At 58.4% G+C, this 26806-nt stretch carries 16 protein-coding genes; 9 read left to right on the forward strand and 7 right to left on the reverse strand.

Annotation, left to right across the window (positions count from 1 at the left end):
* Positions 1–86: 86 nt before the first annotated feature.
* The 3 genes from wzc to ACJTMZ_RS04480 are packed head-to-tail and all read right to left on the reverse strand — an operon-like array spanning position 87 to position 3838.
* Positions 87–2249, reverse strand: coding sequence for a tyrosine-protein kinase Wzc (gene wzc / locus ACJTMZ_RS04470; protein ID WP_015572374.1), 2163 nt, complete (start codon positions 2247–2249; stop codon positions 87–89).
* Between the two features lie 2 nt (positions 2250–2251).
* A complete protein-coding gene (wzb, locus tag ACJTMZ_RS04475) occupies positions 2252–2695 on the reverse strand; it encodes a low molecular weight protein-tyrosine-phosphatase Wzb (protein WP_003862078.1) in 444 nt (147 codons plus the stop codon).
* A gap of 6 nt (positions 2696–2701) precedes the next feature.
* Entirely contained in the window at positions 2702–3838 is a 1137-nt protein-coding gene (locus tag ACJTMZ_RS04480; RefSeq protein WP_003862079.1) for a polysaccharide export protein, read from the reverse strand.
* A 693-nt stretch (positions 3839–4531) separates the two neighbouring features.
* Between ACJTMZ_RS04480 and ACJTMZ_RS04485 the strand changes: the two genes are divergently transcribed.
* Positions 4532–6115 carry a TerC family protein gene (locus ACJTMZ_RS04485; protein ID WP_015572372.1) on the forward strand — a complete coding sequence of 528 codons (1584 nt, stop codon included), beginning with the start codon at positions 4532–4534 and terminating at the stop codon, positions 6113–6115.
* A 90-nt stretch (positions 6116–6205) separates the two neighbouring features.
* Here the strand turns inward: ACJTMZ_RS04485 and asmA are convergent, their stop codons facing one another.
* From asmA to udk, 3 genes are all read right to left on the reverse strand, one after another.
* Positions 6206–8056 (reverse strand): outer membrane assembly protein AsmA, encoded by a 1851-nt coding sequence (gene asmA / locus ACJTMZ_RS04490; protein WP_047726982.1) that lies wholly within the window; start codon positions 8054–8056, stop codon positions 6206–6208.
* A 23-nt stretch (positions 8057–8079) separates the two neighbouring features.
* A complete protein-coding gene (gene dcd, locus ACJTMZ_RS04495; RefSeq protein WP_006811250.1) occupies positions 8080–8661 on the reverse strand; it encodes a dCTP deaminase in 582 nt (193 codons plus the stop codon).
* Positions 8662–8752: 91 nt separating this feature from the next.
* Positions 8753–9394 (reverse strand): uridine kinase, encoded by a 642-nt coding sequence (gene udk, locus ACJTMZ_RS04500; RefSeq protein ID WP_000130320.1) that lies wholly within the window; start codon positions 9392–9394, stop codon positions 8753–8755.
* Between the two features lie 342 nt (positions 9395–9736).
* On the opposite strand from udk, the gene ACJTMZ_RS04505 reads away from it, so the two are divergent.
* On the forward strand, positions 9737–13066 hold the full coding sequence (locus tag ACJTMZ_RS04505) for a diguanylate cyclase (protein WP_252010689.1): 3330 nt from the start codon (positions 9737–9739) through the stop codon (positions 13064–13066).
* Here the strand turns inward: ACJTMZ_RS04505 and alkA are convergent.
* Positions 13031–13903 carry a DNA-3-methyladenine glycosylase 2 gene (gene alkA / locus ACJTMZ_RS04510; protein ID WP_017693082.1) on the reverse strand — a complete coding sequence of 291 codons (873 nt, stop codon included), beginning with the start codon at positions 13901–13903 and terminating at the stop codon, positions 13031–13033. The genes ACJTMZ_RS04505 and alkA overlap by 36 nt on opposite strands.
* A gap of 130 nt (positions 13904–14033) precedes the next feature.
* Between alkA and yegD the strand changes: the two genes are divergently transcribed.
* The 7 genes from yegD (at position 14034) to baeR (ending at position 26638) form a co-directional block, all read left to right on the forward strand.
* On the forward strand, positions 14034–15386 hold the full coding sequence (gene yegD, locus ACJTMZ_RS04515) for a molecular chaperone (protein ID WP_252010690.1): 1353 nt from the start codon (positions 14034–14036) through the stop codon (positions 15384–15386).
* A gap of 215 nt (positions 15387–15601) precedes the next feature.
* Positions 15602–16804 carry an MdtA/MuxA family multidrug efflux RND transporter periplasmic adaptor subunit gene (locus ACJTMZ_RS04520; RefSeq protein WP_252010691.1) on the forward strand — a complete coding sequence of 401 codons (1203 nt, stop codon included), beginning with the start codon at positions 15602–15604 and terminating at the stop codon, positions 16802–16804.
* Entirely contained in the window at positions 16804–19926 is a 3123-nt protein-coding gene (locus tag ACJTMZ_RS04525) for an MdtB/MuxB family multidrug efflux RND transporter permease subunit (RefSeq protein ID WP_032619335.1), read from the forward strand. Before ACJTMZ_RS04520 ends, ACJTMZ_RS04525 begins: the two co-directional genes overlap by 1 nt.
* On the forward strand, positions 19927–23103 hold the full coding sequence (mdtC, locus tag ACJTMZ_RS04530; protein ID WP_408626873.1) for a multidrug efflux RND transporter permease subunit MdtC: 3177 nt from the start codon (positions 19927–19929) through the stop codon (positions 23101–23103). It begins immediately after the preceding gene.
* Positions 23104–24519 (forward strand): MFS transporter, encoded by a 1416-nt coding sequence (locus tag ACJTMZ_RS04535; protein ID WP_252010692.1) that lies wholly within the window; start codon positions 23104–23106, stop codon positions 24517–24519. It begins immediately after the preceding gene.
* On the forward strand, positions 24516–25919 hold the full coding sequence (gene baeS / locus ACJTMZ_RS04540; RefSeq protein ID WP_015572365.1) for a two-component system sensor histidine kinase BaeS: 1404 nt from the start codon (positions 24516–24518) through the stop codon (positions 25917–25919). Before ACJTMZ_RS04535 ends, baeS begins: the two co-directional genes overlap by 4 nt.
* Positions 25916–26638: a two-component system response regulator BaeR gene (gene baeR / locus ACJTMZ_RS04545; RefSeq protein ID WP_015572364.1), complete on the forward strand. Its 723-nt coding sequence runs from the start codon at positions 25916–25918 to the stop codon at positions 26636–26638. Before baeS ends, baeR begins: the two co-directional genes overlap by 4 nt.
* Positions 26639–26806 lie beyond the last annotated feature (168 nt).

Raw genomic sequence — 26806 nt, forward strand, 5'->3', positions numbered from 1 at the left:
GACCCTCTCCCGGAGGGAGAGGGAGAAAAGCTGCACCATGCAGTCCTCTCTCCCCCCTGGGGAGAGGGTTAGGATGAGGGGGATTATTATTTACTGTCAGACTTGTATTCGTACTCGTAGTAGCCGTAATCCTGATACCCGGTCGCGCGGCGGAAGATGGAGTTCAGAATGACCCCCTTCACCTCAATACCGTTCTGCTCAAAGCGGCTCAGGCTGGTTTCCACTTCCTTCAGGGTGTTCACCGCATAGCGTGCGACCATCAGCGTGGTGCCCGCATGACGCCCTACCACGGCAGCGTCGGTGACCGCCAGAATTGGTGGGGTATCGATCAGCACCAGGTCATAGTTTTTGCTCGCCCACTCAATCAGCTGCGTGAAGCGCTCGCTCATCAGCAGTTCAGACGGGTTCGGCGGCACCTGGCCACGCGGGATCAGGTCAAATTTCGGAATCGACGTCGGCTTGGCGCTCTCGCTGATTTCCCCTTTACCGAGCAGGATTTCCGACAGACCGTTAACGTTGTTGGTCCCCAGCAGCTCATGGGTGTAGCCCTTACGCATATCGCAGTCGATCAACAGCACGCGCTTGTTGGTCTGGCTCACCACCGCCGCCAGGTTGGCGCAGACGAAGGTTTTACCGATTGACGGGCTGACACCGGTCATCATCAGGACGTTGTTTTTGGCCTGCATCATGGCGAAGTGGAGGCTGGTACGCAGGCTGCGCACCGCTTCAATCGCCAGGTCGGTCGGGTTACCCACGGCCAGCAGCTGGCTCTGTTTGTAACGCTTGACGCCCTTAACGGTTTTGACGCTGTCACGGGACTTCTGCCACTCTGAAAGCGGGATGCTGGCGTACACGCTGATCCCGTTCTCTTCCAGCACCTGCGGGCTTTCGATACCGCGGTTGAACAGCGAGCGCAGCAGCACGCCGACAATGGAAAGCATCAGGCCGAGAATAATGCTGCCGAGGATAATCAGCGCTTTCTTCGGCTTCAGCACGCCCGGCTGGGTAATCGCCGGGTCAACGATACGCACGTCGCCGACGGTGCTGGCTTCGGTGATTTTCAGCTCCTGCTGTTTGTTCAGCAGCTGCATGTAAACCTGCTGGCCGGATTCCACATCACGCGTCAGGCGTACAATTTCCTGCTGCGTCTTCGGCATCGCGGTCACGCGGTCATTCAGCTTCGCCTTCTCTTCTTCCAGGGTACGACGTTTCTCCAGCAGCGTGCGGTACGCCGGGTGACGTTTGGTATAGAGCTTGGAAATCTCCGCCTCTTTGAAGGTCAGCTCGTTCAGCTGCGCATCAATATTCACCATGGAGTCGAGAACCGATTTCGCCTCCAGCGGCAGATCGACGGAATCCTTGTCCTGACGGTACGCGTTCAGCTTGTTCTCAGCGTCATCCAGACGGGCACGCACCTCCGGCAGCTGTTTACTGAGAAACGCCAGGCTTTTTGCAGCTTCCGCTGACTTACGCTCAACGTTCTGCTCCAGATAGTTGCGGGTGATGCTATTGAGGATGTCGCGAATTTGATCCTTGTCTTCACCGGTGAAGGTCATGCTCAGGACGCCGGTGTCCTTGCCGTTTTCGGTGACGGTCAGGTTGTTTTGCAGGTTGTTGATCATCCCGAGCGTCGAGAATTTGGTGACCGTAAACTCCCCGCCCTCATGCGCCTGAATTGCGCTGACCTTGATGCTGACGCCCTCTTTGGTCAGCATCTGCCCCACCTCGCCGCGTGCGCTGAAGCCCGCGTCGCTGGTCAGCTGATACTGTTTTGGTCCCAGCACTGTCAGGGTAAAGGTTTGGTCCCCTGCCCCTTTTGGGATCACGAAGTCGGTCACTTTTACCGTATCGTTACTGCGCCCCATCAGGCGATCCCAGCCTGCGCCAAATACCGGGAAGGTGTTTTTGGTGACCGCGATATCCAGCCCCAGATCGTGAACCGTTTTGCCCAGTACCAGGCGCGACTGGATCAGCTGAATTTCGGCTTCCGATGCCGGCGGCTTGTTGGCCAGCGCCGAGCCGATATCCTGAACCAGCGAGTTTCCGGTATTTTGTTCGATCTGCACCAGCGCGTCGGCGCTGTAAATAGGCGTCGCGAACAGCGTATAAACGATCGCCGCCACGGCAAAGATGGCGGTAATACCCAGCACCCACCATTTCGCTTCAATAACGGTCCCGACCAGGCGACCGATATCGATTTCATCACTGCCCGACGTCGGGGCGGCAGAAGGTCTTGTTTTTTCTGTCATTGTTATCCCTGCTGAGCTTTCAGTGCCTGCGCCCACTGACGGGCAGACTGGTCTAGTAAGGTGTATACCGCCTCAAAGGCCTCGCGGCTCTTGCGATACGGATCGGGAATTTCGCGCTCACCATCCCAGTGACCAAACAGCATCACCTTGCCGCGCATCTCCGGTGCGATATCGCACAGCGCGTGAATGTGGCGTTTTTCCATCGCGAGGATCAGGTCATATTCCCGGCACATCCGGCCAGAGACCTGACGGGCAACGTGCCCGTCGAGTGAGAGGTTATGCTCAAGGGCAACGCTTGCGGCACGTTCGTCGGCACCTTTTCCGACCAGCGCGCCCAGCCCTGCGGAGTCGACCGTTAACGCAGGCTGGTAATTTTTCAACAGCCTTTCAGCCGTGGGGGAACGGCAAATGTTCCCCACGCACACCACCAGAATTTTGTTAAACATCGCGGCTTACCAGTTATGAACGTCGCTCGCCGTATCCGTCATGTAGCGAACGCCACTGATGGTAGGCAGCAACTGGTTGATCAGACGGTTCCAGCGGGCAACCGGCGCGGTGGTGACATAGACCACATCGTACGGCTGGAGACGGAACGACGTTGCCATGACCAGCGACGTCGCGTCGGACATATCCAGCTGGTAGATGTTGGCAATCTTGCCCTTCGCGTTCTCGCCTTTGATAGGACGGATCACGAAGATACCGCTGGCGTTGGAGGCGGTCAGATCGATGCCTTCCGCATTGCCCAGCGCTTCGGTCAGGGTCATACCGCTGAAGTCCATCTTGAGGGTGCTCTGTTTCTTCACTTCACCCATCACGAACACTTTCAGATCGTCGTTGCGCGGCACGTACAGAATATCGCCCGGATAAAGGAGGCGGTTCTGGGTCAGGTCACCGTTTTGCATCAGCGCCTGAAGCGAAATGCGCTGCTCTTTGCCGTTGTGGGTCAGCACCACGTTGCGCCAGTCAGCGCCGTCGGTTAAGCCCCCTGCGGCATTGATCGCATCGAGAACGGTGAGCGGGACGTTAGTGATCGCCTGCTGGCCGGATTTATTGACCTGGCCAGAGATATAGGCTTTCTGGGATCGGAACGCGGCGATATTAACGTCCACCTGCGGGTCAGCAATGTACTGCGCCAGGCGGCCGGTAATATCACTACGGATCTCAGCAAGCGTTTTGCCCGCGACGTGCACTTTGCCAATGTAGGGATAGAACATGGTGCCATCGGACTGTACCCAGTTACCGGTGTCACTTGAGCTGCGGTACTGGCCCGCAGGCGTGGTCAGTTCAGGGTGATCCCAGACGGTCACATTAATGACGTCACCCGGACCCACGCGATACTGGTAAGAGGCAATTTCCTGGTCCAGAGACATATTTGGCTGAGCAACATTTGGACGTGGGCGTAATTGTTCCACCAGACGTGGGGTTAATGGATACACATTCACCATTTTGTCGAGATCAAAATCAGCATCCTGCTGTTTAATCACATCCTTGCCCATTGTCGACATATTGCTGCCGGGAAAGACCGTGCAACCACTCATCAAGGTCACAGACACCAATAATGGCATCAATTTCATTTTGGATTTCATCATTGATTATTTATCACTTTGGCAGAGTAATTATCCTGTGCAATTAAAATAAGCGCGGGTCGTGGTGACAATCAGAATGCAGTTAATCATTTAGCAATATAACTGGCATCAGTCCTAAAAAAAGCTTATTCATCCATTGGCTATTGACAGAATAATTGAGGCTGATTCACACGCTTTCAGGCACGCTACCGCCCTTGGCTTTCAGTTACCAATCCACTGACTAAACAATGCGTTATGGTTAGACACCCTCTTGGATAAGGCCTTTTGCGAAATATATCAAACGCCTCACAGGGGCGATTGATAATGTATAACCTTCACCAAAGACCGAAACAAAAATAGCAACAAGGAGATTTAACATTTGATGCTGGAAGAATTGTTGCAGCTAACCTAATAGCAGGCAAGGAGACAACCGTCCTAATATTCGTTTTTAAGATTAATATTAAGAGCAAAGTTTTAAGGTTTTCGGATTTTCTTTATATTGACAAAATAGATCGCCAGACCATTTATTGCGATATATCCTAAATATCGTCTTATGTAATTAAATGTTCGCAATTAACTTATTTACACCGCCCGGCAAATGGGGTTTACCTGAGTGTAGCATTAAGAGAAATCTCACCCCGGCATTGCAATTTCCGTCGGCTTTATCCATGATCGAAGTGTGACATTAGTCATATAACAGAAGGTATTGCATTTACTATGGAATGGATTGCCGATCCATCAATCTGGGCCGGGCTGGTGACGCTGGTCGTCATCGAATTAGTGCTCGGCATTGATAACCTGGTGTTTATCGCTATCCTTGCCGATAAATTACCCCCTTCACAACGCGACCGCGCCCGCGTGACGGGTCTTCTGCTCGCCATGGTGATGCGTCTGCTGTTACTGGCCTCAATCTCCTGGCTGGTGACGCTGACCAAACCCTTATTCAGCGTGCAGGGTCTGAGCTTTAGCGCCCGCGACCTGATCATGCTTTTCGGCGGATTGTTCCTGCTGTTCAAAGCCACGGTTGAGCTTAATGAGCGGCTGGAAGGAAAAGACAGTGAAAACCCCACCCAGCGACGCGGTGCAAAATTCTGGCCAGTGGTCGCGCAGATCGTGGTGCTGGATGCCGTCTTTTCTCTCGACTCCGTGATCACGGCCGTCGGGATGGTTGACCATCTGGCGGTGATGATGGCCGCGGTGATCATCGCCATCACCCTGATGGTGCTCGCCAGTAAAGCCCTGACGCGCTTCGTGAACAGTCACCCGACTATCGTCATCCTCTGTCTGAGCTTCCTGCTGATGATTGGCTTTAGCCTGGTCGCGGATGGTTTTGGCTTCCATATCCCGAAAGGGTATCTGTACGCCGCCATTGGTTTCTCGGTGCTGATTGAGTTTCTCAACCAGCTGGCCATTTTCAACCGTCGCCGTTTTCTCTCCGCGAACCAGACATTACGACAGCGCACCGCAGATACGGTGATGCGCCTGCTGAGCGGCAAAAAAGAGGATGCCGAGCTGGATGCTGAATCCGCGGCGATGCTTGCCGACCACAGCGACGGGCAGATCTTCAACCCGCAGGAACGCCGGATGATAGAGCGCGTGCTTAACCTCAACCAGCGCTCGGTGAGCAGTATCATGACCTCCCGCCATGACATTGAGCATATTGACCTGACGGCGCCGGAAGAGCAGATCCGCGCCCTGCTGGATAAAAACCAGCACACCCGCGTGGTCGTGACCGGCGGTGAAGAGGAAGAAGAGCTGCTGGGCGTGGTACACGTGATTGACCTCCTGCAACAGCAGCTCCACGGCGAGCCGCTCAACCTGCGGGCGCTGGTGCGCCAGCCGCTGGTCTTCCCGGAAGCGCTGCCGCTGCTCTCCGCGCTGGAGCAGTTCCGCAACGCTCGTACCCACTTCGCGTTTGTCGTTGATGAGTTTGGTTCTGTGGAAGGGCTGGTAACGCTCAGCGACGTGATGGAAACCATCGCCGGTAATCTGCCTAATGAGGTGGATGAGATCGATGCGCGTCACGATATTCAGAAAAACGCCGACGGCAGCTGGACCGCCAACGGCCATATGCCGCTCGAAGATCTGGTGCAGTTCGTTCCGCTTCCGCTGGATGAGAAGCGCGAATACCACACCATCGCCGGTTTGCTGATGGAATATCTGCAACGTATTCCGCAGCCGGGCGAAGAGGTCCAGGTGGGGGATTACATGATCAAAACCTTGCAGGTAGAGAGCCATCGCGTGCAGAAGGTGCAGCTGATACCGCTGCGCGGTGAAGATGAGATGGATTTTGAGGTGTAAAAAAGCCGGGTGGCGCTTCGCTTACCCGGCCTACGGTGTCTGGCTTTTATAGGCCGGGTAAGACAAAGCCGCCACCCGGCACAACAGGCATCACAGCTTATCGAGCAGCTTTTTCACGTCCTTACCTGACTGAGACTCTTTATTGCGGTCCGCCCAGTCATTCAGCCGACGTTTCGCTTCATCCTGAAGGTGCTTCCGAAGGATCTGATCGACCTGCAAACTGTAATTCAACTCCTGCCATTTTCCGTACACGCGCAGCGGTATCGGCGTCTCTTTCAGGAACTCCACAAGCTGGCCTTCGCCTTCCCAGCCAGCCTTCACGCGGACGTTGAAGCGGGTGTCTGCCGTCTCTTTCACCAGATCCAGCGCGCCGGTTCCGGTCAGCGCCAGCAGTGACGACGTCCCCTGCATGTCGTCAAGCGAGAGCTGACCGTTGTCGAGGGCAAGCTCGCTGGTAAAGCTGTCCAGACGGGTTGCGCTGTCGTAGTTTTCATTCGCTTTCACGCTGCTGCTGCGTTCTACCGCCTGCTGCACCAGCTGCTGGAAGTTCAGCCCTTCCATGCGCGAATCTTTCAGCTCAACGTGCGCCTTCCCCTGCCAGCTACGACGGAAGGCGTCCGCATCAATCTTCGTACCAGAGAAATCCCCTGCCAGCGACAGCTGCCCCGTGAGGGCAATCGGGTAATTAAAGGCTTTCAGGATGGTGCCAATCTCAACGTTTTCCAGACGCGGCTGGAACGCGGCGCTGGCAACGTCTTTGCGTACATCCAGCGTGCCCGGCAGGGAGAGGTTCCCTGCTCCCATTTTTCCGCTGAGCTCGGAGATGACCAGCAGGCCGTTGTGGTTGAACATCTGGCTGCTGACGTCAGTAAAATCAATCCCACGCCAGCGCACGCTGTTCGCTTTCAGCAGAATGTCGGCGGTGAATCCGCGCAGGCCGTTGTAGTCAGGCTGATCGAGATTTGAGGAGATCACCGGACGCGACTGCGTGACCTGGCTTTGCCCCACCTGCGTGGCTCCCTCATCGGTCGCGTTCACCGGTTGGGGCGGAAGCAGGTTCTCGAGGTTCAGCTTGTCGAATTGCAGATCCAGCACCCACTTAGGTTTCTCATCAAGCGTGACGCTCGCCTGCCCCTTCAGGGCACTGTCGTTGGCCTGGAGGTTGAGCGCGTTCAGTTCGAGCTGTTTGCGCTCTTCATGCCACACCGCCTGCATCGTGCCCTGGCCGGCAATCCCCTTCGCGGGTAAATCCGCGCCGGTCAGCTGCCAGTTAAGCTGCTGAACGTCCGCCGTCAGCTGGTGCGGATAATCAGAGGCGTTCACGTTCGCGTTCATCGACAGGTTGAGATCGCGCTGATTGCGGTTGATCCGCCCGGAGAACTCCATGGTGGCGTGATGGTTGGCATCCTGCTCCATCCTGAGGTTGATATTGCGTACGGTGATCTGTTCGTCATCTTCATGCTGGAAAACCAGCACGCTGTCAGCAACTTTCAGATTACCAATATCGAACGACCAGCCGGTGTCAGACGGGACGTCAGGCAAGGTGTTTTCACGCGGTGCGACCGGAGCATCCGCCTGACGAACGGCTTCGGTTTGCGGCGTAAGCTGAATCACCGCCCCTTTCAGCATCACCTGTTCAACCTGGAGCTGATGGGATAAGAGCGGGATGAGCGCGACATCAAGACGCATGTTATCCGCCGTGACCAGCGGCTGCGCGGCACCCGGCGCGGTGAGGGACATACGTCCGGAGAGAATGCTGAGCTGAGGCCAGACGTGCCAGCGCAGCGGCCCGTCCAGCTTGAGTTCATACCCGCTGCGCGCTTCCACCTGCCGCACCATGTAGGCCCGGAAGTCATTCGGGTTAACCAGCAGCACCAACGCTGAAAGGCCAGCCACCAGCACCACCAGCAAAATCATCAGCGTTGTCAGAACTCTTCTCATGGCTTCCTCAGTGAACTCACAGATCAGTCTTTATCGATACGACTGGCAACCGCACCCTGCTGGTCGCGATATTTTGCGTCCTGACGGCGGTTATAAGGACGGTCTGCCGGGCCGGTCAGCGGTTCAAAGCTCAACGCACCAATCATCATTCCCGGACGAAGCGCCAGCGGCAATTTACCGGCGTTAAAGAACTCCAGCACGATACGGCCAGACCAGCCCGGATCGATACGGTGCGCGGTGACGTGCACCATCAGGCCCAGACGCGCCAGGGAAGAGCGTCCGTCAAGCCAGCCGACCAGGTCCGCAGGCAGCGTGACCGATTCAAAGGTCACCGCCAGCGCCAGTTCGCCAGGATGGAGATAAAACGCCTCTCCTTCTTCGATGACGATTTCGTCGCTCATGACGCGATCCAGCGCCGCACTGACTTCGTCTTTCGGCCCGCTGAGGTCTATAAACGGTGCCGTGTGGCCGCTGAAGGTGCGGAATTTATTCCCCAGACGCACATCGACGGTCACGCCGTTAATACGCTCAACCGGCGGACGCGGGGTGATAGACAGGCGGCCTTCATCCAGCCAGGCTTCTATATCGCGGTCACAAAGACGCATGGCACTTTCTCCTTTCGTGCATCGCGCCCTGAAGCCTTACGGCGTCAGGGCAAAACCAGGTTATCTCTGAACGGTACACAATTCACACGGCTTATTCAAAAAACTGACTGATTTTCGCTTTTAAGATATCAATGGCAATACGGTTTTTACCGCCGCGAGGCACGATAATATCGGCGTATTGTTTCGAAGGCTCAATAAATTGCAGGAACATCGGGCGAACGGTTTTCTGATATTGCGCCATCACGGAGTCCATGGAGCGGCCGCGTTCGTTAACGTCGCGTTTAATACGCCGCATCAGGCAGATATCCAGCGGAGTGTCGACGAAAATTGAGAAGTTCATAGATTCGCGCAGACGGGCGTCGGTGAGCAGCAAAATCCCTTCAAGGATAATCACCTTCTTGGGCTCGATACGGATCGTTTCCTGGGTGCGGGTATGTTCCACGTAGCTGTAGACGGGCAGCTCAATCGCCTCGCCGCGCTTCAGCGCTTCCAGATGCTGGAACAGCAGGCTGTGATCCATCGCACTGGGGTGGTCGTAGTTGGTTTTTACGCGCTCTTCCATCGAAAGATGGGATTGATCTTTGTAATAGCTATCTTCGGGAATCACACCGATATGCTCATCACCCACTTGTTCACGCAGTTCGCGATAAAGCGTACTGGCAATAAGACTTTTACCTGAAGCCGATGCGCCGGCGATGCCTATGATGACGCACTGATGAGACTTATCAGTCATAAATTTAGCGACCTGATTAACCTGGATGTAAGGAAGGACGACGCCGGAGCGTCAAACGCGGCAATTATAGGGATTTCGGGGGCGTGATACCAGTCGAATGCGCAGGTTATGCGAGGCGGGCTGAAAAGCGCTGTTTCACGCCTTTAGCAAAATTTTTACGCGCGGTTTTTCGCCATTTCATCACCCTTCTTCGCAGAGTAACTATTTTATAAGTCTATGAAGTCAAAATCTGACCACTCAGCATATGAATTGTAAAATGTTTGTACTAGCATAAACCAAATTATTAATTTCACGCGTCCGGACCTGGCTCCTGACAACATGGCGTCCCTGGATAGAGCGGTAATGAATAAACAATACCAGCGGGTTTTGGTTACTACCCCACATCCTTTACTGCGGCTTGTCTGTCTGGGTCTGGTCACGTTCATCTTCACCTTATTTTCCCTCGAGCTGACTCGCTTCGGTACGCTGCTGGCGCCACTATGGTTCCCGACTTCAATTATGATGGTGGCGTTTTACCGCCATGCGGGAAAAATGTGGCCCGGCATTGCGCTCGCCTGCTCCTTTGGCAATATTTTTGCCTCGTGGATGCTCTTCTCATGGGCATCGATCAACATCACCTACACGGCGATCAATATCATTGAGGCCACGGTTGGCGCGCTGTTACTGCGTAAGCTGCTCCCCTGGTATAATCCGCTGCAAAACCTCAACGACTGGGTCCGGCTTGCCCTCGGCAGTGCCCTGGTGCCGCCGCTGGTGGGGGGCGTTCTGGTTCATTTTCTGGTGCCGAGCGCGGAGCCGCTGCGTAATTTCCTTGTCTGGGTACTTTCAGAAGCCATTGGCGCACTGGCGCTGGTGCCGTTAGGTCTGCTGTTTAAGCCGCATTACCTGCTGCGCCACCGCAACCCGAAACTGCTGCTGGAAACGCTGGTGACCCTGGTCGTCACGCTGGTTCTTAGCTGGACGGCAATCACCTGGCTGCCGTGGCCATTCACCTGCATTATCGTTCTGCTGATGTGGAGCGCGGTGCGTCTGCCGCGTATGGAAGCGTTCCTGATATTTTTATTCACCATCATGATGGTGTCCCTGATGATGGCGCGAAATCCGCTCTCCATGACGCCCTCCAGCATGATCGTCACCTTCAACGCGCCGTGGCTCCCCTTCCTGATGATGCTGCTCCCCGCCAACATTATGACGATGGTGATGTATGCCTTCAGGGCCGAGCGTAAACATATTACGGAAAGCGAAGAACGTTTTCGCAATGCGATGGAATATTCCGCGATTGGTATGGCGCTGGTGGGCATTGAGGGCCAGTGGCTTCAGGCCAACAAGGCGCTGTGTAATTTCCTCGGTTACAGCCAGTCTGAGCTTCAGTCGCTCACGTTCCAGCAGTTAACCTGGCCGGAAGATTTAAATACCGACCTGGAGCAGCTGCAACAGCTGATTCACGGCGAGATCAACACCTACACCCTCGAAAAACGCTACTACACCCGCAGCGGCGAGGTGGTGTGGGCGCTACTGGCCGTCTCCGTTGTGCGCCATGCCGACGGCACGCCGCTCTACTTTATTGCCCAAATTGAAGACATCAACGATCTGAAACAGACCGAGTGGGTGAATAAGCGTCTGATGGAGCGTATCACTCTCGCTAACGAAGCCGGCGGAATCGGGATTTGGGAGTGGGATCTCGAGCCGGACGTAATCAGCTGGGATAAACGGATGTTTGAGCTGTACGAGATCCCCTCGCACATTAAACCCACCTGGCAGCTCTGGCATGCGGCCATGGTGCCTGAAGATCGTACGCACGCCGAACAGGTCCTGCGTGAGTCACTCCAGGCCAGGGTACCTTTCAAGCTGGAATTTCGCATTCGCGTCAAGGATGGCATTCGCCACATTCGTTCGCTGGCGAACCGGGTGCTGAACAAACAGGGCGAAGTGGAGCGGCTGTTAGGGATCAACATGGATATGACCGAGGTGAAGCAGCTGAACGAGGCGCTGTTCCAGGAAAAAGAGCGCCTGCATATCACCCTCGACTCCATCGGCGAAGCGGTGCTGTGTACCGACATCGACATGAACATCACCTTTATGAACCCGGTCGCCGAGAAGATGAGCGGCTGGTCGCAAAGCGAAGCGCTGGGTCAGCCCGTTCTGAAGGTACTACACATTACCTTCGGCGAGAACGGTCCGTTAATGGAAAACATCCACAGCGGCGATATGTCCCGTACCGATATCGAACAGGATGTGGTGCTTAACTGCCGCAATGGCGGCAGTTTCGACATTCATTACAGCATTACCCCCCTCAGCACTCTGGAAGGACACACCATCGGCTCGGTGCTGGTGATTCAGGACGTCACCGAGTCGCGCAAAATGCTGCGCCAGCTGAGCTACAGCGCTTCCCATGACGCCCTTACCCACCTGGCGAACCGCGTCAGCTTTGAAAACCATCTTAAGCGCCTGTTGCAGACGGTACAGGAGACCCATCAGCGTCACGCGCTGGTCTTTATCGATCTTGACCGTTTTAAGGCGGTGAACGATACGGCAGGCCACGCGGCGGGCGACGCTCTCCTGCGCGAACTCTCTTCGCTGATGCTGACCATGCTGCGCTCCAGCGACGTGCTGGCGCGTCTGGGCGGCGACGAGTTTGGCCTGCTGCTGCCGGACTGCAACGTCGAAAGCGCACGCTATATTGCGGGCCGGTTGATCGACGCCATCAACAACTATCATTTCTCCTGGGAAGGACGCCTGCACCGCATTGGCGCCAGCGCGGGGATTACGCTGATTGACGACACCAATTATCAGGCTGCGGAAGTGATGTCTCAGGCCGATATCGCCTGCTACGCCTCGAAAAACAGCGGGCGCGGCGTGGTCACCGTCTACGAACCCCAGCAGGAGCGGATCCACAGCGCGCGCAGCATGATGTCGCTGGATGAGCAGTGGCACATGATTAAAGATAACCATCTGCTGATGATCGCCCGCAGCGTCGCCTCGCCACGCATTCCCGAGAGCAGTAGCTTCTGGCTGATTTCCTTGCGGCTGTGGACCAGCCAGGGGGAAGTGCTGGAAGAGCATGCCTTCCGCGCCGGGCTGGCGGAGCCGGAGCTGCTGCACGCCCTGGACCGACGGATATTCAGCGAATTTTTCCGTACCTATGCCGCACAGGTGGCGGCCAAAGGAATGGGCGTCGCGCTGCCGCTCTCAGAAGCGGGTTTAGCCAGCGTCACGCTGGTGGATGAGCTGCTCGACCTGATCACCAGAGGTCCGCTGCCGGCGCGGCTGCTGCATCTGGCGATCGCCGTTGATGTGCTGAGCAATACGGATGAAAACGTGCAGCAGGGTCTGCAAAAGCTTCGTCAGGCCGGCTGTCGCGTGGTGCTGACCCGGGTCGGACGCGATATGAACGTCTTCAGCCAGCTCAGCGCCAACACCGCCGATTATCTGCTGCTGGATACAGACATGGTGACCAACGTCCACGGCAATCTGATGGATGAGATGATGGTGACAATCATTCAGGGCCACGCCCAGCGTCTGGGCATAAAAACCATTGCCGGGCCATGCCATCAGTCGATCATGATGGATACGCTGTCGGGCATCGGCGTTGATTTTATTTACGGCGACACCATCGGGGAAGCGCAGCCGCTCGATCTACTGCTGAATACCAGCTATTTCGCCATCAACTGACGGCGACCAGCCGTCGGTGTACCAGATATGTAACAGCGCATACGAGCGCCACGGCTGCCAGCGTTCGGCATAGCGACGGATCTGCGCGGGCGTCATACCGGCAAAGCGCTGTTTAATCAGATAGTCATCCGGCAGGAAAACATCCTTCGCCTGCCAGCCGCGCAGGGCCAGATAATTCGCGGTCCAGCGCCCGATGCCGGGGCGCTGCTGTAGCGCCTTCATCCCGGCCTCAACGTTCGCAGGCGGGAACAGCGGGAATTCACCGTCCACCACCGACTGCGCCAGATGAATCAACGACTCCGCACGCCTGAGCGGCATCCCGAGGGCTTTCAACGCCAGCGGATCTGCCGCGGCCAGCACCTCTGGCGGAGGAAAGCAGAGATAGCCCGGCGCATCCTCAATGGGTTCACCGCACAGCGCCACCACCCGTGACGCCAGTTTTGCCGCCATCGCCACGCTCACCAATTGCCCGAGAATGGCGCGCACGCCCTGCTCGTATGCATCCATCGCGCCGGGCAAACGTAAGCCCGGCCGCGCCGCGCCGAGCTCGCCGAGAGTCTGCGCAATGTGCAGCGGGTCGCAATCGAGGTCAAACAGGCGGGAGATGCGGTCGAGGCAGATATCCGCCACCGGGATCAGGCCAGGGCTGAGCGACACCGCCAGCGTAGGGGTTGCGCTGTCTGGCGTAACCCGGAAAACGCCCTGGTGCCCGGCATAGCCAAAACTGCGCTCGTAGTAATCCTCCGTAACGGTTTCAACCCCCGTGACCGCACGCGCGGCAAGAAAGCCAAACATCCACGACCAGTCGTAGGGCGGTTGCCAGTTCAGGGTGTACATCGTCTCTCCTTTTGTATTTACCTCAGCATAAACCGAAAGATCGCCTTGCGCCTTGCTTTCATATTCCTGTTGTCGCCTGGCAGACATTTCGCTAAAGTCTCGCCCCTTCTCACCGGCATGGGGATTTATTGTGTTTATTGGATTCGACTACGGCACCGCAAACTGCTCGGTTGCGATAATGCAAAACGGACAACCGCAGCTCCTGAAAATGGAAAACGGCAGTACGCTGTTGCCGTCAATGCTTTGTGCGCCCACGCGTGAAGCGGTGAGCGAGTGGCTGTTCCGCCACCATCAGGTTCCGGCCACGGCGGCGGAGACCCAGGCGCTGCTGCGCCGTGCGGTCAGCTTTAACCGCGAGGAAGATATCGACGTTACCCCGTCCAGCGTGCAGTTCGGCCTCTCTTCCCTCGGGCAGTATATTGAAGACCCGGAAGAGGTCTACTTCGTTAAATCGCCGAAATCCTTCCTCGGCGCCAGCGGCCTGAAGCCGCAGCAGGTGGCGATGTTTGAAGATCTGGTCTGCGCGATGATGCTGCACATCCGCAATCAGGCGCAGTCCCAGGTGCCGGATGCCATCACCCAGGCGGTGATTGGCCGTCCGATTAACTTTCAGGGGCTGGGCGGCGACGAAGCCAACCAGCAGGCGCAGGGGATCCTTGAGCGTGCAGCGCACCGGGCAGGCTTCCGTGACGTGGTGTTCCAGTATGAGCCGGTTGCGGCGGGGCTGGATTTTGAAGCCACGCTGACGGAAGAGAAACGGGTGCTGGTGGTGGACATCGGCGGCGGTACGACGGACTGTTCATTACTGCTGATGGGTCCCCAGTGGCATCACCGTCGCGATCGTGAAAATAGTCTGCTGGGGCACAGCGGCTGCCGCGTGGGCGGTAACGATCTGGATATTGCCCTGGCCTTCAAGAGCCTGATGCCGCTGCTCGGCATGGGCGGTCAAACCGAGAAAGGCATCGCCCTGCCGATCCTGCCGTGGTGGAACGCGATTGCCATCAACGACGTCCCTGCCCAGAGTGATTTTTACAGCACCGTGAATGGCCGTTTCCTCAACGATCTGGTGCGTGATGCGCAGGATGCAGAGAAGGTCGCACTTCTGTATAAGGTGTGGCGTCAGCGCCTGAGCTACCGCGTGGTGCGCACCGCCGAAGAGAGCAAAATTGCCCTTTCCGATCGTCCAGAGCATGCGGTTTCGCTGCCGTTTATCAGTGACGATCTGGCTACGGCTATCACCCAGGAAGGGCTGGAAATGGCGCTGACTCAGCCGCTTCAGCGTATTCTGGAGCAGGTGCAACTGGCGCTTGAGAACGGCAAAGTGAAGCCGGACGTAATTTACCTGACTGGCGGTAGCGCCCGTTCGCCGCTGATCAAGAAAGCGCTGGCGGAACAGCTGCCGGGGATCCCGATTGCCGGCGGCGATGACTTTGGCTCCGTTACGGCAGGGCTGGCGCGCTGGGCGCAGGTGGTGTTTAGCTAATGGGGTTATGCCGGGTGGCGGCTTCGCCTTACCCGGCCTACAAGATCTTCCAACCGTAGGCCGGGTAAGCGCAGCGCCACCCGGCGAAGGCGAAACAGCGCGCCACACTCAGACAATTCCCGACAGTCTTCCATATTTCCTCCATTTTTCCGCTGTGTTAGCTGACTAAACTAGTATCATTCCCCGAAAGAGTTTCAGGATGAGAACGTATAACGATGAAAGGCAGTAACAAATCCCGCTGGGCAATCGCCGTTGGTCTGATTGTGGTGGTCCTGGCCGCCGCCTGGTACTGGCACAGCCAGTCCGCGAACTCCACGGCACCTGCTGGCGCTAATAGCCCCTCACAACGCTCAACGGGCGGCGGGCGCCACGGTATGCGCGGCGGTGCGCTGGCACCGGTGCAGGCGGCAACGGCGGTGAATAAAGCGGTGCCTCGTTATCTCTCCGGGCTGGGAACCATCACCGCCGCCAACACCGTGACGGTACGTAGCCGCGTGGACGGTCAGTTGATGGCCATTCACTTCCAGGAAGGTCAGCAGGTAAAAGCCGGCGATCTGCTGGCGGAAATCGATCCAAGCCAGTTTAAGGTGGCCCTGGCGCAGGCGCAGGGGCAGCTCGCGAAAGACAAAGCTACCCTCGCCAATGCCCGCCGCGATTTAGCCCGCTATCAGCAGCTGGTAAAAACCAACCTCGTGTCGCGCCAGGAGCTGGACACCCAGCAGTCTCTGGTCAGTGAATCTCAGGGCACCATCAAGGCCGACGAAGCCGCGGTCGCCAGCGCCCAGCTCCAGCTTGACTGGAGCCGGATCACCGCGCCGATTAACGGCCGCGTGGGCCTGAAACAGGTCGATATCGGCAACCAAATCTCCAGCGGCGATACCACGGGCATCGTGGTGATCACCCAGACGCACCCTATCGATCTCGTTTTTACCCTGCCGGAAAGCGACATTGCGACGGTGATACAGGCGCAGAAGGCCGGAAAAGCGCTGGTGGTTGAAGCCTGGGATCGCACCAACAAGCAGAAGCTGAGCGAAGGTTCGCTGTTGAGCCTGGATAACCAGATCGACACCACCACCGGCACCATTAAGCTAAAAGCACGCTTCAACAATCTGGACGATGCCCTGTTCCCGAATCAGTTCGTCAACGCGCGAATGCTGGTCGCGACCGAAGAAAACGCGGTAGTGATCCCGACGGCGGCCCTGCAAATGGGCAGTGAAGGCAACTTTGTCTGGGTGCTGAACAGCGAAAACAAGGTCAGCAAACATCTGGTGAAAACCGGCATCCAGGACAGCCAGACGGTGGTGATCAGCGCCGGACTGTCCGCTGGCGACCGCGTCGTGACCGACGGTATTGACCGTCTGACCGAAGGGGCGCAGGTCGAGGTGGTGGAAGCGCAGGATACAGGAGCAAAAGCCTGATGCAGGTCTTGCCGCCGAGCTCTACAGGTGGGCCATCACGCCTGTTTATCTTACGTCCGGTTGCGACGACCCTGCTGATGGTGGCGATCCTGCTGGCCGGGATCATTGGCTACCGTTTTCTGCCCGTGTCGGCGCTGCCGGAAGTGGACTACCCGACCATTCAGGTTGTCACCCTCTATCCGGGCGCCAGTCCGGATGTGGTGACGTCCGCCATCACCGCCCCGCTGGAGCGTCAGTTTGGCCAGATGTCTGGCCTGAAGCAGATGTCCTCCCAGAGCTCCGGTGGCGCTTCGGTCGTCACGCTTCAGTTTCAGCTCACGCTGTCGCTGGACGTCGCTGAGCAGGAGGTGCAGGCCGCGATTAACGCCGCCACTAACCTGCTGCCGTCTGACCTGCCGAATCCACCGGTTTACAGCAAGGTCAACCCGGCGGATCCGCCGATCATGACCCTTGCCGTCACCTCCTCCGCCATGCCGATGACCCAGGTCGAAGACATGGTTGAAACCCGCGTGGCGCAGAAGATTTCGCAGGTGACCGGCGTGGGGCTGGTGACGCTGGCGGGCGGTCAACGCCCCGCCGTGCGCGTCAAACTGAATGCCCAGGCCATTGCCGCGCTGGGGTTAACCAGCGAAACCATTCGCACCGCCATCAGCAGCGCCAACGTCAACTCAGCGAAGGGTTCGCTGGACGGCCCGACCCGCGCGGTCACGCTCTCCGCCAACGACCAGATGCAGTCCGCCGATGAGTACCGTCAGCTGATCATTGCCTACCAGAACGGCGCGCCGATCCGTTTGGGCGACGTGGCAACCGTTGAACAAGGCGCGGAAAACAGCTGGCTCGGGGCGTGGGCCAATAAGCAGCAGGCGATTGTCATGAACGTTCAGCGCCAGCCGGGCGCGAACATTATTGATACCGCCGACAGCATTCGCACCATGCTGCCGCAGCTGGTGGAAAGCCTGCCAAAATCGGTCAGCGTGAAAGTGCTCTCTGACCGCACCACGAATATTCGCGCGTCAGTGACCGACACCCAGTTCGAGCTGATGCTGGCGATTGCGCTGGTGGTGATGATCATCTACCTGTTCCTGCGCAACGTCCCGGCAACCATCATTCCCGCCGTCGCCGTGCCGCTCTCGCTGGTCGGCACCTTCGCGGTGATGGTGTTCCTCGACTTCTCGATTAACAACCTGACGCTGATGGCGCTCACCATCGCCACCGGGTTTGTGGTGGACGACGCCATCGTGGTAATCGAGAACATCTCGCGCTATATCGAAAAAGGTGAAAAGCCGTTAGCCGCCGCGCTGAAGGGCGCGGGGGAGATCGGCTTTACCATTATCTCGCTCACCTTCTCGCTGATTGCGGTGCTGATCCCGCTGCTGTTTATGGGCGATATCGTCGGGCGGCTGTTCCGCGAGTTTGCCGTGACGCTGGCGGTCGCCATTCTGATCTCTGCCGTGGTGTCGCTGACGCTGACGCCGATGATGTGCGCCCGCATGCTGAGCCACGAGTCCTTGCGCAAGCAAAACCGCTTCTCGCGCGCCTCCGAGCGGATGTTCGAGCGCATTATCGCCGCCTACGGCCGCGTGCTGGCGAAAGTGCTGAACCATCCGTGGGCAACGCTCGGCGTGGCGCTCGGCACCCTGGCGCTCAGCGTCATGCTGTGGATTTTCATTCCGAAAGGCTTCTTCCCGATTCAGGACAACGGCATTATTCAGGGCACGCTTCAGGCGCCGCAGACGGTCTCCTTCGCCAACATGGCGCAGCGCCAGCAGCAGGTGTCTGAGATCATCATGAAAGATCCGGCGGTGGAAAGCCTGACTGCCTACGTGGGCGTGGACGGCACCAACCCGTCGCTCAACAGCGCGCGCCTGCAAATTAACCTTAAACCGCTCGATGACCGCGACGATCGCGTTAACGCGGTGATTGAACGCCTGCAAAGCGCGGTGGCGCGCGTGCCGGGCATTGAGTTGTATCTGCAACCGATCCAGGATTTAACCATTGATACGCAGGTGAGCCGCACGCAGTACCAGTTTACGCTCCAGGCCACCTCGCTTGAGGCACTGAGCACCTGGGTGCCGCAGCTGGTGGACAAGCTGAAAGCACTGCCGCAGGTTTCTGACGTCAGCAGCGACTGGCAGGATAAAGGGCTGGCGGCGTACGTGAACGTCAACCGCGACACCGCCAGCCGTCTGGGCATTACCATGTCCGACGTGGATAACGCCCTGTATAACGCCTTTGGCCAGCGCCTGATCTCCACCATCTATACCCAGGCCAACCAGTATCGCGTGGTGCTGGAACATAACACCGAAAACACGCCCGGGCTGGCCGCGCTGGACACGGTGCGCCTGACCAGCAAAGACGGCGGGATTGTGCCGCTCAGCGCCATTGCCAGCGTGGAAGAGCGCCACACCCCACTGTCGATTAACCATCTCGATCAGTTCCCGTCCACCACCATTTCGTTCAACGTGCCGGACGGGTATTCCCTGGGCGAAGCGGTGGAGGCCATTCTGGGCGCGGAGAAAGAACTCAGCTTCCCGTCCGATATTCAGACCCAGTTCCAGGGCAGTACGCTGGCGTTCCAGGCCGCGCTGGGCAGCACCGTCTGGCTGATTGTCGCGGCGGTGGTGGCGATGTATATCGTGCTTGGCGTGCTGTATGAAAGCTTTATCCATCCGATCACCATCCTCTCCACCCTGCCGACGGCGGGCGTGGGGGCGCTGCTGGCGCTGATGCTGGCGGGGAGCGAGCTGGACGTCATTGCGATCATCGGCATCATCCTGCTTATCGGCATTGTGAAGAAAAACGCCATCATGATGATCGACTTTGCGCTGGCCGCCGAGCGCGAGCAGGGTATGGCGCCGCGCGAGGCCATTTACCAGGCCTGTCTGCTGCGTTTTCGCCCGATCCTGATGACCACCCTCGCCGCCCTGCTGGGCGCGCTGCCGCTGATGCTGAGCACCGGCGTGGGGGCCGAACTGCGCCGTCCGCTGGGCATCGGGATGGTGGGCGGCCTGCTGGTGAGCCAGGTGCTGACGCTGTTTACCACGCCGGTTATCTACCTGCTGTTTGACCGTCTGGCCCTGTGGACGAAAAGCCGCTTCCCGAAACGTGAAGAGGAGGCGTAAGTGAAGTTTTTCGCCCTCTTCATTTACCGTCCGGTGGCGACGATTTTACTCTCCGTCGCTATTACCCTGTGCGGCGTGCTGGGCTTCCGGCTGCTGCCGGTGGCCCCGCTGCCGCAGGTCGATTTCCCGGTGATCATGGTCAGCGCCTCGCTGCCGGGTGCCTCGCCGGAAACCATGGCGTCATCGGTGGCGACGCCGCTTGAGCGCTCGCTTGGGCGAATTGCCGGGGTTAACGAGATGACCTCCAGCAGTTCGCTGGGCAGCACGCGCATCATTCTGGAATTTAACTTCGACCGGGACATCAACGGCGCGGCGCGTGACGTGCAGGCCGCGATAAACGCCGCCCAAAGCCTGCTGCCAAGCGGCATGCCGAGCCGTCCAACCTACCGCAAGGCTAACCCGTCCGACGCGCCGATCATGATCCTGACGCTCACGTCAGAGACCTACTCCCAGGGCGAGCTGTACGATTTTGCCTCCACCCAGCTGGCGCAAACCATCGCCCAGATTGACGGCGTGGGCGACGTGGACGTCGGCGGCAGCTCCCTGCCCGCCGTGCGCGTGGGGCTGAATCCGCAGGCGCTGTTTAACCAGGGCGTGTCGCTGGACGACGTGCGTTCCGCCATCAGCAACGCCAACGTGCGTAAGCCGCAGGGCGCGATTGAGGACAACAGCCACCGCTGGCAGATCCAGACCAACGACGAGCTGAAAACCGCCGCCGAGTATCAGCCGTTGATTATTCACTACAACAACGGTGCGGCGGTGCGCCTGAGCGACGTCGCCAGCGTCACCGATTCGGTGCAGGACGTGCGTAACGCCGGGATGACTAACGCCAAACCGGCGATTTTGCTGATGATCCGCAAACTGCCGGAAGCCAACATTATCCAGACGGTGAACAGCATCCGCGCGCGCCTGCCGGAGCTTCAGGAAACGATTCCGGCGGCTATCGACCTCCAGATTGCGCAGGACCGCTCCCCTACCATCCGCGCCTCGCTTGAGGAGGTAGAGCAAACGCTGATCATCTCCGTCGCGCTGGTGATCCTGGTGGTGTTCCTGTTCCTGCGCTCGGGGCGCGCCACGCTGATCCCGGCGGTGGCGGTTCCGGTATCGCTGATAGGCACCTTTGCCGCCATGTACCTGTGCGGGTTTAGTCTTAACAACCTGTCGCTGATGGCGCTGACGATTGCCACCGGGTTTGTGGTGGACGACGCCATCGTGGTGCTGGAGAATATCTCGCGCCATCTGGAAGCGGGCATGAAGCCGCTCCAGGCGGCGCTTCAGGGGACGCGCGAAGTGGGATTCACGGTCCTGTCCATGAGCCTGTCGCTGGTGGCGGTGTTCCTGCCGCTGCTGCTGATGGGCGGCCTGCCGGGGCGACTGCTGCGCGAATTTGCCGTCACGCTTTCCGTCGCCATCGGTATCTCCCTGGTGATTTCGCTGACGCTGACGCCGATGATGTGCGGCTGGATGCTAAAGCGCAGCCAACCTCACTCGCAGCCGCGCAGGAAAGGCTTTGGCCGCGTCCTGATGGCAATGCAGTCCGGCTATGGCAAATCGCTGAAATGGGTGCTGAACCACACGCGTCTTGTCGGGCTGGTGCTGATCGGCACCATTGTGCTCAACGTCTGGATGTATATCACCATCCCGAAAACCTTCTTCCCGGAGCAGGATACCGGCGTGCTGATGGGCGGTATTCAGGCGGACCAGAGTATTTCGTTCCAGGCGATGCGGGGCAAACTGCAAGACTTTATGAAAATCATCCGGGAAGATCCGGCCGTGGATAACGTCACCGGATTTACCGGCGGCTCGCGCGTTAACAGCGGGATGATGTTTATTACCCTTAAGCCACGCGGTGAACGTCACGAAACGGCGCAGCAGATCATTGACCGCCTGCGGCTGAAGCTTGCCAAAGAGCCGGGGGCAAATCTGTTTTTGATGGCCGTTCAGGATATTCGCGTCGGCGGACGACAGGCTAACGCCAGCTATCAGTACACCCTGCTCTCGGATGACTTAGCCGCCCTGCGCGAATGGGAGCCGAAGATCCGTAAAGCGCTGGCCGCGCTGCCGCAGCTGGCGGACGTGAACTCCGACAGCCAGAATAACGGCGCGGAGATGGCGCTCACCTACGATCGCGAAACCATGTCCCGCCTGGGCATTAACGTTGAAGCGGCCAACAGCCTGCTTAACAACGCCTTCGGGCAGCGTGAAGTCTCCACCATCTATCAGCCGATGAACCAGTACAAGGTGGTGATGGAAGTTGATCCGCGCTACACCCAGGACATCAGCGCGCTGGACAAGATGTTTGTGATCAATAATGACGGCAAGGCGATCCCCCTGTCGTACTTCGCCAGCTGGCAGCCGTCGAACGCGCCGCTGTCGGTGAACCACCAGGGGCTTTCCGCCGCCTCGACCGTGTCGTTTAACCTGCCAACCGGCTCGTCGCTGTCTGAGGCCAGCGACGCCATCAACCGCGCCATGACCCAGCTCGGGGTGCCCTCCTCCGTGCGCGGCAGCTTTGCCGGTACGGCGCAGGTGTTCCAGGACACCATGAACTCGCAGGTCATTTTGATTCTGGCGGCTATTGCCACGGTTTATATCGTGCTGGGCGTGCTGTACGAAAGCTATGTGCACCCGTTGACCANCACCATGAACTCGCAGGTCATTTTGATTCTGGCGGCTATTGCCACGGTTTATATCGTGCTGGGCGTGCTGTACGAAAGCTATGTGCACCCGTTGACCATTCTCTCCACGCTGCCTTCTGCGGGCGTGGGGGCGCTGCTGGCGCTGGAGCTGTTCGGTGCCCCGTTCAGCCTAATCGCGCTCATCGGGATCATGCTATTAATAGGTATTGTGAAGAAAAACGCGATTATGATGGTCGACTTTGCCCTGGACGCCCAGCGTAACGGCAACCTGACGCCGGACGAGGCGATATTCCAGGCCTGTCTGCTGCGTTTTCGCCCGATCATGATGACTACCCTGGCCGCGCTGTTCGGTGCGCTACCGCTGGTCATATCCGGCGGTGACGGCTCGGAACTGCGCCAGCCGCTGGGGATCACGATTGTCGGCGGCCTGGTGATGAGCCAGCTGCTGACGCTCTACACCACGCCGGTAGTCTATCTGTTCTTTGACCGCCTGCGGCTGCGTTTTTCGCGTAAAAAGAGAACCACGGTGACCGAGTAAATGACCGACCTACCCAGTAACGTTCGCTGGCAATTGTGGATCGTCGCGTTCGGCTTCTTTATGCAGTCGCTGGACACGACCATCGTGAACACCGCCCTTCCCTCGATGGCGAAAAGCCTGGGGGAGAGCCCGCTGCACATGCATATGGTGATTGTCGCCTACGTGCTGACGGTCGCCGTGATGCTGCCCGCCAGCGGCTGGCTGGCGGATAAAGTCGGTGTGAGAAACATCTTCTTCACCGCCATTGTGCTGTTTACCACCGGGTCGCTGTTTTGCGCCCAGGCCAATACCCTCGACCAGCTGGTGATGGCGCGCGTGCTACAGGGCGTCGGCGGCGCGATGATGGTGCCAGTCGGGCGGTTAACGGTGATGAAAATTGTTCCGCGCGCGCAGTATATGGCGGCGATGACCTTCGTCACCTTGCCCGGTCAGGTCGGCCCGCTGCTTGGCCCGGCGCTGGGCGGTATTCTGGTGGAGTATGCCTCCTGGCACTGGATCTTCCTGATCAACCTGCCGGTCGGTATTATCGGCGCGATTGCCACCCTGACGCTGATGCCGAACTATAAAATGCAGACCCGGCGCTTTGATTTCGTTGGCTTTATCCTGCTGGCGGCTGGCATGGCGACGCTCACCCTGGCCCTCGACGGGCAAAAAGGGCTGGGGATCTCCTCCCTGTCGCTCGCCCTGCTGGTGGCGCTGGGGATCATCGCGATTCTCTGGTATCTGTGGCATGCCAGAGGCAACGCTAACGCGCTGTTCAGCCTGAATCTGTTCAGGAATCCCACCTACCGTCTTGGTCTGTTCGGCAGCTTTGCCGGACGCATCGGCAGCGGCATGTTGCCGTTTATGACGCCGGTGTTTTTACAGATTGGGATGGGCTTCTCGCCGTTCCACGCCGGGCTGATGATGATCCCGATGGTGCTCGGCAGCATGGGGATGAAGCGTATTGTGGTGCAGGTGGTGAACCGCTTTGGCTATCGCCGGGTGCTGGTGGCCGCCACGATCGGGCTGGCGTTGGTTTGCCTGCTGTTTATGGCCGTGGCGCTGCTGGGCTGGTACTACATCCTGCCGCTGGTGCTGTTCTGCCAGGGGATCATCAACTCCATGCGCTTCTCGTCGATGAACACCCTGACGCTGAAAGATCTGCCGGACGAGCTGGCGAGCAGCGGTAACAGCCTGCTGTCGATGATCATGCAGCTCTCCATGAGCGTGGGGGTCACGGTCGCCGGATTGCTGCTCGGCATGTACGGGCAGCACCATCTCAGCGCCGACACCCCCGTCGCGCATCAGGTCTTTTTATACACTTACCTCAGCATGGCGGTAATTATCGCCCTGCCCGCTTTTATCTTTGCCAGAGTACCGAATGACACGACCAAAAACGTCGTGATCCGACGCGGCAAAAGGAGTGCACCATGAAATTCTGGCGTCCGGGCATCACCGGTAAGCTTTTTGTGGCGATTTTCGCCACCTGTATCGTCCTGCTGATTACCATGCACTGGGCGGTGCGGGTCAGCTTTGAGCGCGGCTTTATTGACTACATTAAGCACGGTAACGAACAGCGACTACAGGGCTTAAGCGACGCGCTGGGCGAACAGTATAGCCTGCACGGTAACTGGCGTTTTCTGCGCAATAACGATCGCTTTGTGTTTCAAATCCTGCGCTCGCTGGAGCACGATAATGACGACGACCGCCCGGGGCCGGGCATGCCGCCGCACGGCTGGCGCACCCAGTTCTGGGTGATAGATCAGGAGATGCGCGTGCTCGTTGGACCACGCTCTCCGGTACCGCCGGACGGCACAAAGCGCGCCATTACTTCGAACGGCGCCACGGTGGGCTGGGTTATCGCCTCGCCGGTCGAGCGGCTGACGCGCAACACCGACATCAACTTTGACCGCCAGCAGCGTCAGACCAGCTGGCTGATTGTCGCGCTTTCTACCCTGCTTGCGGCGCTCGCCACCTTCCCGCTGGCGCGCGGCCTGCTGGCGCCGGTTAAGCGCCTGGTGGAAGGCACGCACAAGCTGGCGGCGGGTGATTTCTCGACCCGCGTTGACACCCGCAGCCAGGATGAACTGGGCAAGCTGGCGCAGGACTTCAACCAGCTCGCCAGCACGCTGGAAAAAAACCAGCAGATGCGCCGCGATTTTATGGCCGACATTTCGCACGAGCTGCGCACCCCGCTGGCGGTGTTGCGCGGCGAGCTGGAGGCGATTCAGGACGGCGTGCGACAGTTCACCCCCGAGTCCGTGGCCTCGCTTCAGGCGGAAGTCGGCACGCTGACCAAGCTGGTGGACGATCTGCATCAGCTTTCCATGTCCGACGAAGGCGCCCTGGCCTACCAGAAAGCCCCAGTCGACGTGATCAATATCCTTGAAGTCGTGACCGGCGCATTCCGCGAACGCTTCGCCAGCCGTGACCTGAAAATCAACCTTTCGCTGCCGGACAGCGCGGTGGTATTTGGCGACAGAGATCGCCTGATGCAGCTGTTCAATAATCTGCTGGAGAACAGCCTCCGCTACACCGACGGCGGCGGCGCGCTGCATATCTCCGGCAGGCAGGAAAACGGGCGCTTTGCCCTGACCTTTGCGGACTCCGCCCCTGGCGTGAAAGATGCGCAGCTGGAAAAACTGTTCGAGCGCTTCTATCGCACCGAAGGTTCACGCAACCGCGCCAGCGGCGGTTCCGGCCTTGGGCTGGCGATTTGCGTTAACATTGTGGAGGCCCACGGCGGCACCATCCGCGCCGCCCATTCGCCTTTTGGCGGGGTTAGCATTACAGTAGAGTTACCTCTGGAACGGGATTTATCGAGGGAAGCATGACCGAGTTACCGATTGACGACAACACACCGCGTATTTTGATCGTGGAAGACGAGCCTAAACTTGGGCAACTGCTGATCGACTATCTGCGTGCCGCAAGTTACGCGCCAACGCTTATCAGCCACGGCGACCAGGTGCTGCCCTACGTGCGCCAGACGCCGCCGGATCTGATCCTGCTGGATCTGATGCTGCCGGGTACCGACGGCCTGACCCTGTGCCGGGAAATTCGTCGTTTCTCCGATGTGCCCATCGTGATGGTGACGGCCAAAATCGAAGAGATCGACCGTCTGCTGGGGCTCGAAATCGGCGCCGACGATTACATCTGCAAGCCTTACAGTCCGCGGGAGGTGGTCGCTCGGGTGAAAACCATCCTCCGCCGCTGTAAGCCACAGCGTGAATTGCAGGTGCTGGATGCGCAAAGCCCGCTGATCGTCGACGAAAGCCGCTTCCAGGCGAGCTGGCGCAGCAAACTATTGGATCTTACCCCAGCGGAGTTCCGCCTGCTGAAAACGCTCTCCCACGAGCCGGGAAAAGTGTTTTCCCGCGAACAGCTGCTCAACCATCTGTATGACGATTACCGCGTAGTGACCGACCGCACCATCGACAGTCACATCAAAAACCTGCGCCGCAAGCTGGAGGCACTGGACGCCGACCAGTCGTTTATTCGCGCGGTGTACGGCGTGGGTTATCGCTGGGAAGCGGATGCGTGCAGGATTGCCTGAATAACCCTCCCTCACCCTGCCCTCAGCCCCAAAGGGGAGAGGGTTAGGGTGAGGGGCAAAGCTTTACCTCTCTTCCCCGCAGCGCTACAATGCCCGCCCTTAAAGTGGGGGATCTCCCCTTACCGCTGCACCAGGTGCACGCGGATCTGACCTGTCATCAGAACGAGA

The organism is Enterobacter sp. DN, assembly GCF_046054285.1.
Taxonomy (GTDB): Bacteria; Pseudomonadota; Gammaproteobacteria; order Enterobacterales; family Enterobacteriaceae; genus Enterobacter; species Enterobacter hormaechei_C.

Bases quoted from the DNA above. Each gene is read 5' to 3' on its own strand.
- asmA (WP_047726982.1), bottom strand. From the start codon at position 8,056: ATGAGAAGAGTTCTGACAACGCTGATGATTTTGCTGGTGGTGCTGGTG.
- baeR (WP_015572364.1), top strand. From the start codon at position 25,916: ATGACCGAGTTACCGATTGACGACAACACACCGCGTATTTTGATCGTG.
- ACJTMZ_RS04505 (WP_252010689.1), top strand. From the start codon at position 9,737: ATGAATAAACAATACCAGCGGGTTTTGGTTACTACCCCACATCCTTTA.
- udk (WP_000130320.1), bottom strand. From the start codon at position 9,394: ATGACTGATAAGTCTCATCAGTGCGTCATCATAGGCATCGCCGGCGCA.
- ACJTMZ_RS04480 (WP_003862079.1), bottom strand. From the start codon at position 3,838: ATGATGAAATCCAAAATGAAATTGATGCCATTATTGGTGTCTGTGACC.
- alkA (WP_017693082.1), bottom strand. From the start codon at position 13,903: ATGTACACCCTGAACTGGCAACCGCCCTACGACTGGTCGTGGATGTTT.
- ACJTMZ_RS04485 (WP_015572372.1), top strand. From the start codon at position 4,532: ATGGAATGGATTGCCGATCCATCAATCTGGGCCGGGCTGGTGACGCTG.
- wzb (WP_003862078.1), bottom strand. From the start codon at position 2,695: ATGTTTAACAAAATTCTGGTGGTGTGCGTGGGGAACATTTGCCGTTCC.
- dcd (WP_006811250.1), bottom strand. From the start codon at position 8,661: ATGCGTCTTTGTGACCGCGATATAGAAGCCTGGCTGGATGAAGGCCGC.
- baeS (WP_015572365.1), top strand. From the start codon at position 24,516: ATGAAATTCTGGCGTCCGGGCATCACCGGTAAGCTTTTTGTGGCGATT.
- ACJTMZ_RS04520 (WP_252010691.1), top strand. From the start codon at position 15,602: ATGAAAGGCAGTAACAAATCCCGCTGGGCAATCGCCGTTGGTCTGATT.
- wzc (WP_015572374.1), bottom strand. From the start codon at position 2,249: ATGACAGAAAAAACAAGACCTTCTGCCGCCCCGACGTCGGGCAGTGAT.
- ACJTMZ_RS04535 (WP_252010692.1), top strand. From the start codon at position 23,104: ATGACCGACCTACCCAGTAACGTTCGCTGGCAATTGTGGATCGTCGCG.
- ACJTMZ_RS04525 (WP_032619335.1), top strand. From the start codon at position 16,804: ATGCAGGTCTTGCCGCCGAGCTCTACAGGTGGGCCATCACGCCTGTTT.